The sequence below is a fragment of the Streptomyces sp. NPDC025721 genome (assembly GCF_055558595.1).
Window position 1 is genome coordinate 79,410 of the sequence record NZ_JBVHMF010000005.1, and the last position, 15,776, is coordinate 95,185.

Annotated in this window: 12 protein-coding genes and 1 pseudogene; 12 read left to right on the forward strand and 1 reads right to left on the reverse strand. The window is 73.4% G+C overall.

Going from position 1 to position 15,776, the window contains the following annotated elements:
• Window positions 1-81: 81 nt before the first annotated feature.
• From ACZ4EF_RS09865 to ACZ4EF_RS09885, 5 genes and pseudogenes are all read left to right on the forward strand, one after another.
• The gene (locus ACZ4EF_RS09865; RefSeq protein ID WP_467503743.1) at window positions 82-2,907 is read left to right on the forward strand and encodes a lantibiotic dehydratase; all 2,826 of its coding nucleotides are present in this window, start codon (window positions 82-84) and stop codon (window positions 2,905-2,907) included.
• A complete protein-coding gene (locus ACZ4EF_RS09870) occupies window positions 2,904-4,073 on the forward strand; it encodes a lantibiotic dehydratase C-terminal domain-containing protein (protein WP_467503745.1) in 1,170 nt (389 codons plus the stop codon). The genes ACZ4EF_RS09865 and ACZ4EF_RS09870 overlap by 4 nt, the downstream gene beginning before the upstream one ends.
• Before the next feature lie 1,439 nt (window positions 4,074-5,512).
• Window positions 5,513-6,427 (forward strand): annotated as a pseudogene (locus ACZ4EF_RS09875) (ABC transporter ATP-binding protein); the annotation flags it as partial.
• Window positions 6,428-6,558: 131 nt separating this feature from the next.
• On the forward strand, window positions 6,559-7,320 hold the full coding sequence (locus ACZ4EF_RS09880; RefSeq protein WP_188281751.1) for an ABC transporter permease: 762 nt from the start codon (window positions 6,559-6,561) through the stop codon (window positions 7,318-7,320).
• On the forward strand, window positions 7,317-9,416 hold the full coding sequence (locus ACZ4EF_RS09885) for a TOMM precursor leader peptide-binding protein (RefSeq protein ID WP_467503748.1): 2,100 nt from the start codon (window positions 7,317-7,319) through the stop codon (window positions 9,414-9,416). Before ACZ4EF_RS09880 ends, ACZ4EF_RS09885 begins: the two co-directional genes overlap by 4 nt.
• A 116-nt stretch (window positions 9,417-9,532) precedes the next feature.
• On the opposite strand, the gene ACZ4EF_RS09890 is transcribed toward ACZ4EF_RS09885, so the two are convergent.
• Window positions 9,533-9,721 (reverse strand): thiazolylpeptide-type bacteriocin, encoded by a 189-nt coding sequence (locus tag ACZ4EF_RS09890; protein ID WP_093711265.1) that lies wholly within the window; start codon window positions 9,719-9,721, stop codon window positions 9,533-9,535.
• A 176-nt stretch (window positions 9,722-9,897) separates the two neighbouring features.
• Between ACZ4EF_RS09890 and ACZ4EF_RS09895 the strand changes: the two genes are divergently transcribed.
• The 7 genes from ACZ4EF_RS09895 (at window position 9,898) to ACZ4EF_RS09925 (ending at window position 15,393) form a co-directional block, all read left to right on the forward strand.
• Complete coding sequence (locus ACZ4EF_RS09895) at window positions 9,898-11,307, forward strand: amidohydrolase (RefSeq protein ID WP_401719614.1); 1,410 nt, start codon at window positions 9,898-9,900, stop codon at window positions 11,305-11,307.
• Between the two features lie 22 nt (window positions 11,308-11,329).
• Window positions 11,330-11,599 (forward strand): YkoF family thiamine-binding protein, encoded by a 270-nt coding sequence (locus ACZ4EF_RS09900; protein WP_467503751.1) that lies wholly within the window; start codon window positions 11,330-11,332, stop codon window positions 11,597-11,599.
• On the forward strand, window positions 11,596-11,991 hold the full coding sequence (locus tag ACZ4EF_RS09905) for a helix-turn-helix domain-containing protein (RefSeq protein ID WP_401856066.1): 396 nt from the start codon (window positions 11,596-11,598) through the stop codon (window positions 11,989-11,991). Before ACZ4EF_RS09900 ends, ACZ4EF_RS09905 begins: the two co-directional genes overlap by 4 nt.
• 102 nt (window positions 11,992-12,093) lie before the next feature.
• Window positions 12,094-12,693: a 2-oxo-4-hydroxy-4-carboxy-5-ureidoimidazoline decarboxylase gene (gene uraD / locus ACZ4EF_RS09910; RefSeq protein ID WP_391049460.1), complete on the forward strand. Its 600-nt coding sequence runs from the start codon at window positions 12,094-12,096 to the stop codon at window positions 12,691-12,693.
• Window positions 12,690-13,067, forward strand: a complete 378-nt coding sequence (uraH, locus tag ACZ4EF_RS09915) for a hydroxyisourate hydrolase (RefSeq protein ID WP_391163606.1) — start codon at window positions 12,690-12,692, stop codon at window positions 13,065-13,067. The genes uraD and uraH overlap by 4 nt, the downstream gene beginning before the upstream one ends.
• A gap of 5 nt (window positions 13,068-13,072) precedes the next feature.
• The gene (gene pucL / locus ACZ4EF_RS09920; protein ID WP_355338965.1) at window positions 13,073-14,011 is read left to right on the forward strand and encodes a factor-independent urate hydroxylase; all 939 of its coding nucleotides are present in this window, start codon (window positions 13,073-13,075) and stop codon (window positions 14,009-14,011) included.
• Window positions 14,012-14,022: 11 nt separating this feature from the next.
• The gene (locus ACZ4EF_RS09925) at window positions 14,023-15,393 is read left to right on the forward strand and encodes an 8-oxoguanine deaminase (RefSeq protein ID WP_467503755.1); all 1,371 of its coding nucleotides are present in this window, start codon (window positions 14,023-14,025) and stop codon (window positions 15,391-15,393) included.
• Window positions 15,394-15,776: the final 383 nt, after the last annotated feature.

Consider the following 15,776-nt stretch of genomic DNA (forward strand, 5'->3'; position numbering starts at 1 on the left):
CAACCTTACGACCGCAGGGCCTTACGACCGCAGAGCCCGAGGACCGCAGGGCCTTACGACCGCAGGACGGAAAGGAGCGGCATGAGCGTCATCGCCGACGCGCAGGACACCGAGGCGCCACGGAGCTGGCTGCTGCACCGCCGCTTCATGCTGCGGGTGGCGGGACTGCCGGTCGAGGCCGTCCACCGGCTGCGCTGCCCCGACACCCGGCGCTGGGCCGACCGCGTGCTCGCCGCCGAGGAGCGACTGGCCGCGCTCGCCGCCGAGTTGAGCGACCCGCTGACCGTCCTGGTCAAGGCCACCGAGGACGACACCGAGCGGCGCGCCGTGCTCGCGCTGCGCCGCCAGGTCTTCAACGACCGGCTGCCGCGCGACCCGGACGCCGTACGGGACCTCGCCGCGGCACTCGGCGGCCCGACCGGCGAACTCCTCACCGACTGGCTGGAGTCCCGGCTCGGGCTTGAGCAACTGCGCGGCGATGGTGGCCCGTTGCTCGACCGGGACCTGGCCGCGAGCCGCGCGGAGCTGCGCGGCCTCGCGGGCGAGGAGCGGCTGCGGCTCGCCCTCGCCCTGGCCTCGCCGACGCTGGACGGCCAGCTCGACGCGTTCATCGCCGACCGCGCCGCCGTACCGGACAAGCGGACCAGGAAGAAGGAGCGCTCGCTGCTGGCGTACCTCTACAGGACCGCCTGCAAGACCAGCCCGTTCAGCACCTTCACCGCCGTCGCCGAGGGCCGGTTCCGCGAGGTCGGGCCCGAGGTGCGGACCGGCGGCGACTGGACCAGCCACCCCCGGCTGAACGTCGTGGTGCTCGCCAGGCTCGCCGAGCTGATCGGCGCCGACGGCACGCGGCGCGGCGACCTCCCCGTCGCCCTGTCGGCGGGCTGGGAACTGGACGAGAACCGGATCCGCTACGTACGCCGCTCGGTCACCGCGGGCGACGACAGCGCCGCCGTCAGCTTCGACGCGGCCCACGACCGGCTCTTCTTCCTGCGCCACAGCGACATCCTGGAGCGGATGATCGCCCTCTTCCACGGCGAAAAGCCCGTCAGATACGCCGAGTTGACGGCCTGGCTGGCGGCGGAGACCGGAGCGAGCCGGGACGAGGCGGCGCACTACGCCGCGACCCTGCTCGACCTCGGCATCCTCCAGATGACCGGCCTCGCCACCGATGTGCACGCCCCCGACCCGCTGCGGTCCTTCCAGAGCGCGCTGCGCGGCCTCGGCCGCGACTGGGCCGACGCCGTCGCCGACCGGCTCGACTCCCCGGCCGCCCGCGTCGACGCCTGGGCCACCGCCGACGTACCCACCCGGCGCGCGCTGCTCGCCGGGCTGCGCCGCGACCTGACCGCGCTCCAGACCGAACTGGGCGCCGCCGCGCCGTCGTTGCCGCAGACCCTGCTCTACGAGGACGTCCGCGAGGACGCAGTCGAGGCCGACGTCACGCAGTGGACCGAGCTGGCCGCCGCGCCGCTGCACGCCCTGACCGGCATGCTGCCCGCCTTCGACGTGGCCCTCCCGCAGCGCCTGGTCCTCAAGGGCTTCTTCCTGGCCCGCTACGGCCGCGGCGGCCGGTGCGACGACCTGCTGCGGCTCGTCCACGACTTCCACGAGGACATCTTCACGCAGTACCTCCAGTTCACCTCGATGAAGTCGCCCTGGGCGGCCGACGGCGGCCACGCGCCGGAGGAGAACTGGCTCGGCATGCCCGAGGTCACCGCGGTGGACCGGGCCCGCGCCGAGTTCACCCGCCGGATGCGCGACGCCTGGGCCGCGTACGCGGCGGCGCCCGGCGGCGAACTGCGCCTGGACGAGGACACGGTGGCCGCCGTCACCGCCGAACTCGCCCCGCTGGGCACGTCCTTCGCCCCGCACAGCCACTTCCTGCAACTCGCCCGCCGCGCCGAGGACCCGCTGGTGGTGCTCAACAACTCCTACGGCGGCCTGTCCTTCCCCTTCACCCGCTTCACGCACTGCTTCGACGCGGCACCTGAGAACGGCGGCGCGGCGGCACCCGGCGGCGCGGCGGCGGAAGGCGGCGACCCCGCACCCGGCGGCCTCACCGACCGGCTGCGTGAGACCCTGCGCGAATGGCAGCCGCCCGGCGCGGTGTTCGCCGAGATCACCGCCGGGTCCGCCACCACCAATCTCAACCTGCACGGACGGCTCACCGACCACGAGATCGTCTGCCCCGGCGAGAGCAGCACCGTGCCCGCCGCCGGCCGGATCGACCTGGACGACCTGTACGCGGAACACGACCCGGTGGACGACCGGCTGGTGCTGCGGTCCCGGCGGCTCGGCCGCGAGGTCGTCCCGCTCTACCTCGGCTACCTCGTCCCGATGGTGCTGCCCGAGGTGCCGCGCACGCTGCTGCTCTTCTCGCCGACCTCCCGCGCGGCGGTCGACGTGTGGCGCGGTGTACCCGCGGGCCCCGAGCGCGACGGCGTCACCGCGCGGCCCCGGGTCCGCTTCCGGAGCCTGGTGCTGCACCGCAGGTCGTGGACGGCGGCGCCCGGCGCGCTGCCCGCCCGCGAACCGGGCCTGGACGAGGCCGGGTTCTATCTGCGCTGGCAGCGCTGGCGGCGCGACCACGGGCTGCCCGACCGGGTGTTCGCCACCGTCCACGAGGAGAAGGCCGACGACGCGAGCGGCTTCGGCGCGGTCTTCGGCGGCTCCAAGCCGCAATTCGTCGACTTCGACAGCCCGTTGTCACTGATCGCGCTCGACGGGCTGACCGGCGGCGGCCGTACCAGGACCGTCTTCGAGGAAATGCTGCCGGGCGAGCAGGAGTTGCACGTCCGCTCCCCGCGCGGCCACCACGTGGCGGAACTGGCCGTCGAAATCGTCCCCCGCGCGGCGGAACCGGCCGCGGCGGGCCACCACGGAAGGCAGGACAGCTCCGTATGACCACCTCCGGGGCGCGATCCGCCCCCGTCACCGGCCCGCGCCCGACACCGCGGTCCGCGCCCGAATCCGCGGCCGTGCCCGCACCGGCAGGCGCTTCGGGGCGCGGCGACTGGCAGGCGTTCCACGTCTTCTACGCCGCCAGCCCCCGCCCCTTCCTGCTCCAGTGCGTGCGCCCGCTGGTCGAAGGGCTCACCCGCGACGGCCTGTTGAGCGGCTACTTCTTCATCAACTACTGGCTGGAGGGCCCGCACATCAGGGTGCGGCTGCGCCCCTCGTCCCCGCAGGCCGCACCCGTGGTCACCGCGCGCGCCACCGCCGCCGTCGACGCCTTCCTGCGCAAGCGCCCCGCGCTCTACGAGGTCAAGGGCGGCTTCCTCGCCGACCTGTACAACACCCTCTTCGAGCTGGAGTTCCCCGGCGGCGAGCGCAACGGCCTGGTCGACGAGGAGGGCCGCATGCGCCTGCGGCCCAACAACTCCTTCAGCCTCGAGCCCTACGAGCCCGAGTACGGGAAGTACGGCGGCCCGGCCGGGGTCGAACTGGCCGAGTGGCACTTCCAGCGCTCCAGCGACCTGGTCATCGACGCGCTCGCCACCATGAACCTGCACCTGCGGACCGTACTGCTGGGCGTATCGGCCCAGTTGATGATGACCATGTCCGGGTGCCTGCTGCGCGACGACACCGCGCTGCTGGAATTCCTCGACCGCTACCACGAGTTCTGGAACTCCGCGTTCTCCGGCACCAACTACACCGCCCAGGACGGCTACGACCGCGCCTACGGCACGATGGAGGCGTTGCCCCAGCGCTTCCAGGAGATCCGCGCGGCGGTCGCGGAACCCGCGCCCGAGCGGCTGCCGACATTCCTCGCCGGGTGGGCCGAGCACTGCCTGGAGCTGCGCGAACGCGTCGTGGCCCTGGCGGACGGCGGCGACCTGGTCTTCCGCTCCTGGGACGGCACCCGCGACCTGCCGGTCACCGACCCCGGACAGGCGCTGCCGATGCTGCTGTCGCCGTACATGCACATGACCAACAACCGGCTGTCGGTCACCGTCCGCGACGAGGCGTTCTTGTCGTACGTCCTGGCCCGCGCGCTGCGCGAGCCCCGGACGCCGCCCGGCGCCGACTCCGACGGCCGGTCCGAGCCGCAGCCCTCGGCGGCGCCATGACCACCGGCGGCCTGCTCGAACTGCGGCCCGCGCTGCGCCCCGGCATCCTGGTCGGCCCCGCCCTGATGCGCGGCCCCGCCCTCGTCCATCTGCTCAAGGACCCGGTCACCGGGGTACGGCTCGAAGTCGGCGCCAAAGAGCACTTCATCATCGCCCGGCTCGACGGCAGCCGGTCGCTCGCCGAGATCGGCACGGAGTACGCGGACCGGTTCGGCGCGCGGCTCGGCGACGCGCAGTGGCAGCAGATGCTGCGGCTGCTGTCGACCCGTCAGCTCCTCGACGGCGGCGGCCGGCCGGTCGTCGTGCCCGCCGCCCGTGCCGAACCGGCCTTCAAATCAACGCTGTTGAGCGGGAAGACGCGCATGGTCGCGGACGCCCCCGCGCTCATGGACACCCTGCACGGCGCCACCGCCTTCGCCCGCAGGCGCGCCGTCCTGTTCCCGCTGCTCGCGCTGGCCGTCGCCGTCCTCGCCCTCGCCGGCCTCCGCTTCGGCCAACTGGCCGACCAGACCGGGCGCCTGTACGACCAGCCGGTCGCGCTCGCCGCCGTTGGCTGCGTGCTGTGGGTCAGCCTCGGCCTGCACGAACTGGCCCACGGGCTGGTCGCGCGGGCGTACGGGCTGCGGGTCGGGGAGATCGGGCTCCGCCGGGTCTGGGGCTTCATGACGTACCTCTACTGCGAGGTGCACGACGTCCAGTTCCTCGACCGGCGCGGCCGTCAGGTCGCCGTCGCGGCGGCGGGCGCCGTCATGAACCTCCTCTTCCTCGCGCCCTTCTGGCTCGTCTGGGCCCTCCTGCCGGAACACGCCCAGGCCCTCCCCTTCTTCGGCGGCCTCATCCTCCTCGGCACCGCCATGGCCCTGCTCAATCTCCTGCCGCTCCCGCCGCTCGACGGCTACAAAGCCCTCGGTTACACCCTGGGCACGCTCCAACTGGCCACCGAGAGCCGCCAGTTCCTGGGCGTGGCCGCGCGTGCCCCGCTCGGGCGGAGGGCCGACTCCGGCCGGGACGGCGCGGCTGCCGCCGCGACGACTGGCCGAGTGCCCGGCTCCGGCCGGAACGCCCGCGCGCGGCTCGCCGCCTATCCCACGCGGCTGCGCGTCATCTACGGCGGATACGCCGCCTGTTGCGCGGTGCTGGCCCTGGCGGCGCTCGCCGTGGCCGGACTGCTGTGCCGCGCGGCACTGCCGGACGACTGGCGCACCTGGACCCCGTACCTCCCGGTGGCCCTGGTCGCCGCGGCCCTCCTCCTGCGCCTGCTCGGCCTGCGCGCCGCGGCCATGCGCGAGGCGGCGCTCGCGCGCCGGACGCCGGGTGAGACGGCCGACCTCCGGCCGGGAAGCGGCTCCGCGACGACCGCTACGGGCGCCGCGGCGGGCGCGAAGGACTCTGAACGGCCCGCGTCAGCGGGGACACCTCAGGAGCGGGAGAAAGGCGACATGAAACGAACCGCACGTCCGACGGGGCCGGCGATCGAACTGGTCGGGGTCAGCAAGCGGTACGGCGAGGTGCACGCGCTCGACGGGGTGTCGCTGACGGTCGAGCAGGGCGAGTTCTTCGGCGTTCTCGGGCCCAACGGGGCCGGAAAGACCACGCTCGTGGAGATCGTGGAGGGGATGCGGAAGGCGGACGCGGGCAAGGTCGCCGTGTTCGGCCAGAGCCCGTGGCCGCGGAACATCGCGCTGCTGCGGCGGATCGGGGTGCAGACCCAGGCGTCGGCCTTCTTCACACGGCTGACCGCGTGGGAGCACCTGGAGACGGTCGCCGCGCTCCAGGGCGTGGACCGCGCCGCCGCGCGGCACGCGATGGACCTGGTCGGGCTGCGGGACAAGGAGCGCAGCCGGGTCGACGACCTGTCGGGCGGCCAGCGGCAGCGCCTGGCGCTGGCCACCGCGCTGGTCCACGAGCCCGACCTGATCTTCCTCGACGAGCCGACCGCCGCGCTCGACCCTGAGGCGCGCCGCGCCCTGTGGTCGGTGCTGCGGGACCTGCGCGGCGAGGGCCGCACCATCGTCTACACCACGCACTACCTGGACGAGGCGGAGGCGCTGTGCGACCGGGTGGCGATCATCGCCGACGGCCGCGTCGTGGCGCTCGACAGCCCCGGCTCGCTGATCAGGTCGATGGCCGCGCCCGCGCGGCTGCTGATCCCCGCCGGCCGGATCACGCTCGACCAGGCGCGCGCCGTCGAGGGCGTCGACCGGGCGTTCCTGGAGGGCGCCGAGGTCGTCGTCGAGACCCGGCACGCCAACCGGGTGCTGGTCGCGCTCGGCGAGTTCGTCGACATGGACGCGATCCAGACCAGGACCGCGACCCTGGAGGACGCGTATCTGCGGCTGACGGGACCGGGCGCCGGGGGAGCCGGAAAGGCGGAAGCCTCGGGCCCCGACACCGGGACCGGCCCCGATCCCGACACCGGCCCCGATCCCGACCTCGACACCGGGACCGCCACCACGACGGCCGCCGTCGGAACGGAGCACCGTCGATGACCACCACCACCGCCTACTCCGCGCTGACCAGGGCCACATACCTGGCGTCGATACGCGACCGCACCACCGTCTTCTTCACCTTCGCCTTCCCGCTGGTCTTCCTGGTCGTCTTCGGTCTGCTCTTCCGCGGCCAGTCGGTCGACGGGGGCCTGGCGTACATCAACTACGTGGCACCCGGCGTGCTCTCGTGGGGCGTCGGCAACGCGGCGCTGTTCGGCCCGGCCTTCGCGCTGATGCACTGGCGGCGCGACGACATCCTGCGGCTGATCTGGCGTACGCCCACGCCGCTGCCCACCGTCCTCGCCTCGCGCTTCGTGGTCGCCGTCGTGGTCGGCCTGTCGCAGGCGGTGCTGTTCACGGCGGTCGCGCTGCTGCCCTTCTTCGGCCTCCACCTGGACGGGAGTTGGCCGCTCGCGCTGCCGCTGCTGGTCTTCGGCGTCGCCGCCTTCCTGGCGATGGGCCTGGTCGTCGGCAGCCTCGCCGACACCCCGGAGGCGGTCGCCGCCATCGCCAACTGCGTGATGGTCCCGATGGCGTTCCTGTCCGGCTCCTTCTACCCGGCGGACCTGCTGCCGGGTTGGATCCAGACCATGTCGTGGGTGCTGCCGCTGCGTTACCTCGACCACGGACTCACCGATGTGCTGGCGGGGCGCGCCGACTTCGCCTCGCTCGCCGTCGACTGCGGCGGCCTGGCCGCCTTCACCGTCGTCTTCGGGCTGATCGCCGCCCGCACCTTCCGCTGGAGCAACCGGACATGAGCCTCGACACCGCGGTACGGCCCGCTCACGTGCCCGAGGTCCCCGGGCAGACGCCGCTGGAGTCCGCGGGCCGCGACCTGGAACGGCGGCTGGCCGCGCGAGCCGCCCGCGCCGCCGCGCCCGCGCCCGGGACCGCCGTCGTCGGCGGCACCGATGTGCTGCGCCCGGAACCGGCCGAGACCGCGGGGCGGCGCGCCCGCGCCACCGTGCACCTGACCGCCGACGCCGTGCTCCTCGGCCCCTGGGGCGGCTCGGCCGCCGAGGCCGCCTGCGGCACCTGCCTGGCCATCCGCTGGCAGCGGCTGCGCACCCGTACCGAACGCGAGGCGCTGGAGACGGGTCTCGCCCGTACCGCCGCCGGGCGCTGGCCCGTGCTGCCCGACTTCACGGTCGACGCGGTCTGGGCCCTTTACGAACTGACCCTCGGGCGGAAGGCGGGGGCCGGCTCGGAGACCGGGGCGGAGACGGGGGCCGGGACCGGCGGCCACGACCTGCCCCGGGTCACCCGGTACGACCTGGAGACCGGCCTCGTCCAGACCGTGCCGCTGCTCGCCGATCCGCTGTGCCCGCACCCGCACGGCGCCCCGCCCGCGACGACCGCACCGACCCGGCCCGACCTGCCAGCACCCGACGCGGCGGGCCTCGACGTATCCGCCGCCGACGTATCCGGTACCGGCCCGTCCGGGCCCGGGCACTTCCTCGCCGCCGGGCCGGAGGCCGAGCCCTTTCCCGTCTCGCGGCCCAAGCCCACCCCCGACAGCTACCGGCTGCGGTCACCCGGCGCGTACGCCCTGCCGACCGCCGCGCTCGCCAACCCCGTGTGCGGGGTGCTCGGCGCGGGCACCTGGAGCGATGTCACCTCGCCGACCACCGCGCCCGTCGCGGGCAGCGTCTTCATGCGCGGTTACGCGGGCCTGACCGACGTCACGTGGAGCGGCCAGGCCAACTCCTTCGCGCACAGCAGGGACTTGGCGTTCCTCGAAGGGCTGGAGCGGTACGCGGGCACCCACCGCAGGGAGACCGGCGGCATCGTCACCGACTCGTACGACAACCTCGGCGACGCGGCCCTCGACCCGCGCGACTGCGGGCTCTACACGCCGGAGACCTACGCCGCCGACCCGATGATCGCGCCCTTCGATCCCGCGCGGCCGATCCCCTGGGTACGCGGCTGGTCGCTGCGCGACGAGCGGGAGGTGCTGGTGCCGGCCCGGCTGGTCTACTACAGCGCGGGCACCGCCGCCGACCACTTCGTCTTCGAGTGCTCCAACGGCTGCGCGATCGGCAGTTGCCTGGAGGAGGCCGTGCTGTTCGGCCTGCTCGAACTCATCGAACGCGACGCGTTCCTGCTCGGCTGGTACGGCAACGCCCGGCTCACCGAGATCGACCTCGGCTCCTGCCGCAGCCCGGTGGTGCGAGCCATGACCGACCGGGCGGCGCTGTGCGGCTACGACGTGCACGCCTTCGACAACCGCATCGACCTCGCCGTGCCGGTCGTCACCGGCCTCGCCGTCCGCCGCGACGGAGGCCCCGGCACGCTCGCCTTCGCCGCGGGCGCCGCCTTCGACCCGGAGACCGCGGTGGAGTCGGCGGTCTCCGAGATCCTGACGTATCTCCCGCACCTGCCACGGCAGGTGACGGAGCGTCCGGCCGAACTGGAGGCGATGGCCGAGGACTTCGACCTCGTCCGCCGACTCCCCGACCACGCGGCCCTGTTCGGCCTGCCGCGGATGAGGGAGCACGTCGGCAGCTACCTGGAGCCGCCCGCCGTAAGGCCGTTGGACGAGGTCTACGCGCGGTGGGAGCGGGACCGGCCGCGCGGGCTCGACCTGCGCGACGACGTCCTGTGGTGCCGGGACGAACTGGCGCGCGCCGGATGCGATGTCGTCGTGGTCGACCAGACCACCCCGGAGCAGCGGCGGATGGGCCTGCGGACGGTCTGCACGCTCGCGCCAGGTCTGCTGCCGATCGACTTCGGCTGGCCGCGGCAGCGCGCGCTGACCATGCCCCGGCTGCGTACCGCACAGCGCCGCGGCGGCCTGCGCCCCGACGACCTGCGCGACGACGAGGTGCGCCGCGTGCCGCACCCGTTCCCGTAGGAACCCGCAGGAACCCTGAGGAATCTCCGAGGAAACCGACGATGACGACGCCGCGACATGACTACTCCGCGGACCGGGGAGGCCGGTCCGCGGAGCGTGAAGCGGGTGGTGGCTCGTCAGGCGGTGCAGCTCGTGGTGCTGGTGGTGCTGGAGCAGGTGCTGGTGCTGGAGCAGCTCGTCGACGAGCCGAGCATGACCTCGCTGGCGTCCGAGTAGTCGGTGATCTCGAAGGTCTCCGACTCGAGCTCCAGGATCTCCTGGGCCAGAGAGGCGAGCGGCGTGTCCAGCTTGGAGATGTCAGCCATGATGACTCCTTCTCAGCAGGGAGCGCGGCCCGCGACGGACCGGCCCCATCTTTCTACGCGCGTCCACTGGCGAATCACCCTGCCGCCCGCTGTCATCCCGCTTGCACCGCCCGCCGCCCCTGTCACGTGACCCGCATTCCGGCACCCCCGCCCCCGACCCCCGCCCGGAGCGCCCGATGAACCCGCCGACCGGACCCACACCCGTATCCCCGCCCGTCTCAGGAACCGTCTCCGACGCCGTCCTGACCCGCGCCGCCGAGCTGTATCTGGACCTGCACCGGCACCCCGAGCTGTCCGGGGCCGAGGAGCGCACCGCCGCCCGCTTCGCCGCCGCGCTCAGGGCCGCGGGACTGCGCGTCGAACGCGGCGTCGGCGGCCACGGCGTGGTCGGGGTGCTGGCCAACGGCCCCGGTCCCGTCGTCATGCTCCGCGCGGAGCTGGACGCCCTCCCCGTACGCGAGAACACCGGCTTGGCGTACGCCAGTTCCGCCACCGCCGCGGGACCCGACGGCGCCCCCGTCCCCGTCATGCACGCCTGCGGCCACGACATGCACCTGGCGTGCGCGGCGGGCGCGGCGGCGTCGCTCGCGGGGGCCGCCGACCGGTGGCAGGGCACGCTCGTCGTCGTCGGCCAGCCGGCCGAGGAGACGCTCAGCGGCGCCGCCGCCATGCTCGCCGACGGCCTCTACCGGCGCTTCCCCGTGCCCGACGACGTGCTCGCGCAGCATGTGGTGCCGCTGCCCGCGGGCATGGTCGCGCACGCGCAGGGCCCGCTGCTCGCGGGCAGCGTCACCCTGGAGATCGTGCTGTACGGCCGCGGCGGTCACGCGTCCACACCGCAGTTCGCCGCCGATCCGGTGATCACCGCGGCGGCGGTCGTCCTGCGCCTCCAGACCGTCGTGTCGCGCGAGACGGGTCCCGGCGAGCCGCTGGTGCTCACGGTCGGCTCGGTACGGGCGGGCACGCCCGGCGCGGGGAACGTCATCGCGGACTCCGCGACCCTCCAGGTGACCGTGCGGGCCTTCTCCGACGCCGCGCTCGACCGGGCCGTGGCCGCCGTCCACCGGATCGCGCGCGCCGAGTCCGCCGCCTCGCCCGACCCGCAGCCGCCCGCTCCCGACCTGCGCGTCCTGTCCCGTTCCTGCCCCACCGTGCCCGACGCCGAGCTGACCACCGCCGTGCGCCGCGCCCACGAGGCCGCCTTCGGTCCGCAGCGCGTCACCCGCTGGCAGCCGTCGACGGCCACGGAGGATTTCGCGCTGTACGGGGACGCGGGCCGCGCGCTGCACGGCGTGCCGGGGATACGGACCGGCTATTGGATGCTCGGCGCGGTCGGCCCCCGGCAGTGGGTCGAGGCGGGCCGCGGCGACACGGACACGGCCGGGCGGCTGGCGGCGCTGCCGCCGAACCACTCCTCGCGGTTCGCCCCGCACCCCCGCCTCACCCTCGAAGCGGGTATCGCGGCGATGACTGTGGCGGTACAGGCCCGTATGCCGTCGGTTAAGGTCGCATCGACCGCGTCGAGCGTATCGACGACGCCGTCCCGGCAGGACCGTCCGGCAGGGCGGGGGACGGCGGGCACGTAGCGCAGCCACCCGAGGGGCCCTGGTGAGACTGAGGCTGGAATTCACGACCGAGCCGTTCGACCTGGACGAGCCGCCCGAGCACGCGGTGGTGGCCCGTGAGGTGGTCGAGGGCGCGTCGCTCGACGCGGTGGACGTCGGCCCGTTCGGCAACACCGCCGAGGGCGAGGCCGACGCGGTCGTCGCGTCCGTCGCGGAGCTGCTGCGGCGCACGCTGGCGGCGGGCGCCACCCGGGTGTCGCTCCAGGTCAACGTGGTCGCGGCGGCCGGGCGGGCGCAGGAGGACGGCAGGTGACGGGCACCGGGGGGCACCCCTTCGCCGCGGCGGTGAAGCCGCTGGTGGACGCGATGGGCGCGGAGATGGTCGCGCCGCACGAGGCGCGCGGCGACGACGTGGTGCTGAGCTGGGAGGGCGAGGAGGTGGTGGCCGTCCGGCTGCCCCATCTGGCCGACTCCCTCGACCACCTGCTGGCCGACCTCGAACGCCGGCACGGCTCGCTGCCCGCCCTGGGCCGCAAGGACAAGCAGACCGTCGTCCGCATCCTGGAGGAGCGCGGCGCCTTCTCCGTGCGGCACGGCGTGGAGACCGTCGCGTCCGCGCTCGGCGTCAGCCGCTTCACCGTCTACAACTACCTGAACAGGGAGAACGCCCTGAACAGCGAGAAGAGTGCCCGCGAGAGCGAGTGACCGGCCGTTGTTTCCTCTTCCGTCCGCTCCCGGACGGCTTTGTTACCGGAAGTTTTCAACAAACTGTTGACGTCGTACGGCGGCGGCTCTTAGCTTGCGACTGTGACTTCCAGCGCATCGCCGGGTCTCTCCCGGCTCAATGAGGCCACCTCGTCAGCGGCGTCCGCGCTGCTCCACGAGGTGTGCGCCAGTACGGCGTGGGACGCCGCGCTGGCCGCCGGACGGCCGTACGACCGCCTCGACGACCTGCTCGCGGCGAGCGACACCGCCATGGCGGCGCTCACCGCGGACGACCTCGCGCAGGCGATGGCCGGACACCCGCCGATCGGCCGCCCGACCCCGGGCGACGCCACGTCGGCGCGGGAGCAGAGCGGGGTCGGCGCGGCCGAGCGCGAGGAACTGCTCGCGCTCAACCTGGCCTACCAGGACGCGCACGGCCATGTCTTCCTGATCTGCGCCACCGGCAGGACCGGTGAGCAGATGCTGGCCGCCCTCAAGGAGCGGATCGGCAACGACACGGACACCGAACGCGAGATCGTCCGCGCCGAACTGGGAAAGATCAACCGCATCCGGCTCACCCGCCTCGCCGGAGCCGGAGCCGGAGCCGGAGCCGGAGCCGGAGCCGATACCGGGACCGGCACCAGTGCCACCGCCGGAGCCGGAGCCGCACGCGAGGCCGCGTCCGAAGGAGATCCCTCATGACCGACACGTCGGTGTCCACGCACATCCTGGACACGAGCGTCGGCCGCCCGGCGGAAGGCGTGCCCGTCCATCTGTCGGTGCGCGCCTCGTCCGGCGGGATCTGGTCGCCGCACGGGTCGTCGAAGACCGACGCCGACGGCCGCTGCAAGGATCTCCCGGCCCTGCCGGAAGGCACCACCCACGTACGGCTGCACTTCGACGTGGAGCCGTACCTCACCCGCCAAGCCAACGCACAGCAGGACGCCCCCCGCGCAAGGGACAGCGGAGCTTTCTTCCCGGAGGTGGCGATCGTCTTCGCCGTCAGGCCGGGCGAGCACTATCACGTACCGCTGCTGCTCAATCCGTTCGGCTACTCCGTATACCGAGGGAGCTAGCACCGATGACCGCCACTTCCCGCCCGTCCCACCCGGTTTTTCTCGGCCAGAACCAGTACGGCAAGGCAGAGAACCGTGTCGTCAGGATCACCCGCGAGGGCGGCACGCACCACATCAAGGACCTGAACGTCTCCGTCGCGCTCTCCGGCGACATGGACGACGTGCACCTGTCCGGCTCCAACGCCAACGTGCTGCCGACCGACACCACCAAGAACACGGTGTTCGCCTTCGCCAAGGAACACGGCATCGAGTCCGCCGAGCAGTTCGGCATCCACCTCGCCCGGCACTTCGTCACCAGCCAGGAGCCGATCAAGCGGGCGCGGATACGGATAGAGGAGTACTCCTGGGAGCGGATCGCCGCCTCCGAGGCGGGCTCCCGCTTCATCGGCGCCGACGAGATCCAGCACTCCTTCGTCCGCAAGGGCCAGGAGACCCGCACCACCGAGGTCGGCTACGACGGCGAGAACTGGCAGGTCGTCTCCGGCCTGAAGGACCTGGTGGTCATGAACTCCACCAACTCCGAGTTCTGGGGCTTCGTCAAGGACGAGTACACGACCCTCAAAGAGGCGTACGACCGCATCCTCGCCACCGAGGTCACCGCCCGCTGGCGGTTCAACTGGACCAGCGACGAGCGGCGCGCCCCGCAGTGGGAGAAGGCGTACGGGCAGGTCCGCACGGACCTGCTGGAGGCGTTCGCCGAGACGTACTCGCTCTCGCTCCAGCAGACCCTCTACGCGATGGGCTCGCGGGTCATCACCAGCCGCTCCTACGTGGACGAGGTCCGGCTCTCGCTGCCCAACAAGCACCACTTCCTGGTCGACCTGGAGCCGTTCGGCCTCAAGAACGACAACGAGGTCTATCTCGCGGCCGACCGTCCGTACGGCCTCATCGAGGGCACCGTGCTGCGTGACGGCGCCGAGCCCCGCATCCCGGTGACGGACTGAGAGGCACCACCATGAGCAACCGCATCGTCATCGAGAACTGCGGCGTCGCGACCGTCGACGCCGACGACACCGAGTACGCCACCGGGCACGTCGTCGTCGCGGACAATCTGATCGAGTCCGTCGGAGCGGGCCCCGCACCGGCCGGTCTGGAGAACGTCACCCGCCGGATCGACGGCACCGGACACCTCGTCACCCCCGGCCTGGTCAACACCCACCACCACTTCTACCAGTGGATCACCCGCGGCCTCGCCCAGAACAGCAACCTCTTCAACTGGCTGGTCGAGCTGTACCCGACCTGGGCGCGGATCGACGAGCGGATGGTCTACGCGGCGGCCTCCGGCTCGCTCGGCGTGATGGCCCGCGGCGGCGTCACCACCGCGATGGACCACCACTACGTCTTCCCGCGCGGCGCGGGCGACCTGCTCGGCGCCGAGATCCGCGCCGCCGCCGAACTGGGCGTGCGCTTCACCGCCGCCCGCGGCTCGATGGACCGCGGCAAGAGCGACGGCGGACTGCCGCCGGACTTCGCCGTGGAGACCACCGAGGGCGCGCTGCTCGCGACGGAGGAGGCCATCGACTCCCACCACGACGCCTCCTTCGGCTCGATGCTGCACATCGCCGCCGCGCCCTGCTCGCCCTTCTCGGTCTCCACCGAACTGCTGCGCGAGGCCGCGGTGCTGGCCCGCCGCAAGGGCGTCCGGCTGCACACGCACGGCAGCGAGACGGTGGAGGAGGAGAAGTTCTGCCACGAGCTGTTCGGCATGGGCCCGACGGACTACTTCGAGTCCACCGGCTGGCTCGGCGACGACGTGTGGATGGCGCACTGCGTCCACATGAACGACTCCGACATCGCCGCCTTCGCCCGGACCGGGACCGGCGTCGCGCACTGCCCGTCGTCCAACGCCCGGCTCGCCGCGGGCATCGCCCGGGTGCCCGACATGCTCGCCGCCGGGGTCCCGGTCGGCCTCGGCGTGGACGGCACCGCGTCCAACGAGTCCGGTGAACTCCACACCGAACTGCGCAACGCCCTGCTCATCAACCGCCTCGGCGGCGGCGAGAAGGCGCTGAACGCCCGTCAGGCCCTGCGCCTGGGCACGTACGGCGGCGCGCGCGTGCTCGGCCGTACCGCCGAGATCGGTTCCCTGGAGGCCGGGAAGCTCGCCGACCTCGTGCTGTGGAAGCTGGACGGCATCGCGCACGCCTCGATCGCCGACCCCGTCGCCGCGCTGGTCTTCGGCGCGGCGGCCCCGGTCACCCTGTCGCTGGTCAACGGCGTGCCGGTGGTCGAGAACAACCGGCTCACCCGCGCCGACGAGGACGCCATCGCGCGGCTGACCAGGACCGAGGCGCAGCGCCTCGCGCGGATCGCGGGCCTGGCGTAACACCGTAGGCACCGCCGCGAAAGCGACCGGTCGGGGAGGGACGGCCCCCGACCGGTAGCCGGACCCTGTCCTGACACGGGTCCGGCGACACCGCCCCCGGACCGTGGGACCACGGTCGGCCCCGCGGCTCCGGGGGCGGCGTCTCCCCGAAACGACGGCCCGCACCCCGCCCGCACCCCGGCGCGCGCACCGGGGCCGGGCGCCACGGCGGGTACGCGACGACCTCCCGCTCCGCGCCGTTTACTATGCGTTCAGCCGGACGTCCGCACCCCGCCGGGTGCGGGGCGCGGCAGGCAGGATCCCGCCACAGCCAGAGGTGAGCGCCCGTGAGCCCGACCGAGCCCGTATCCGCCGAAGGCTCCGCCGCCGAGCCCGCCACGGGG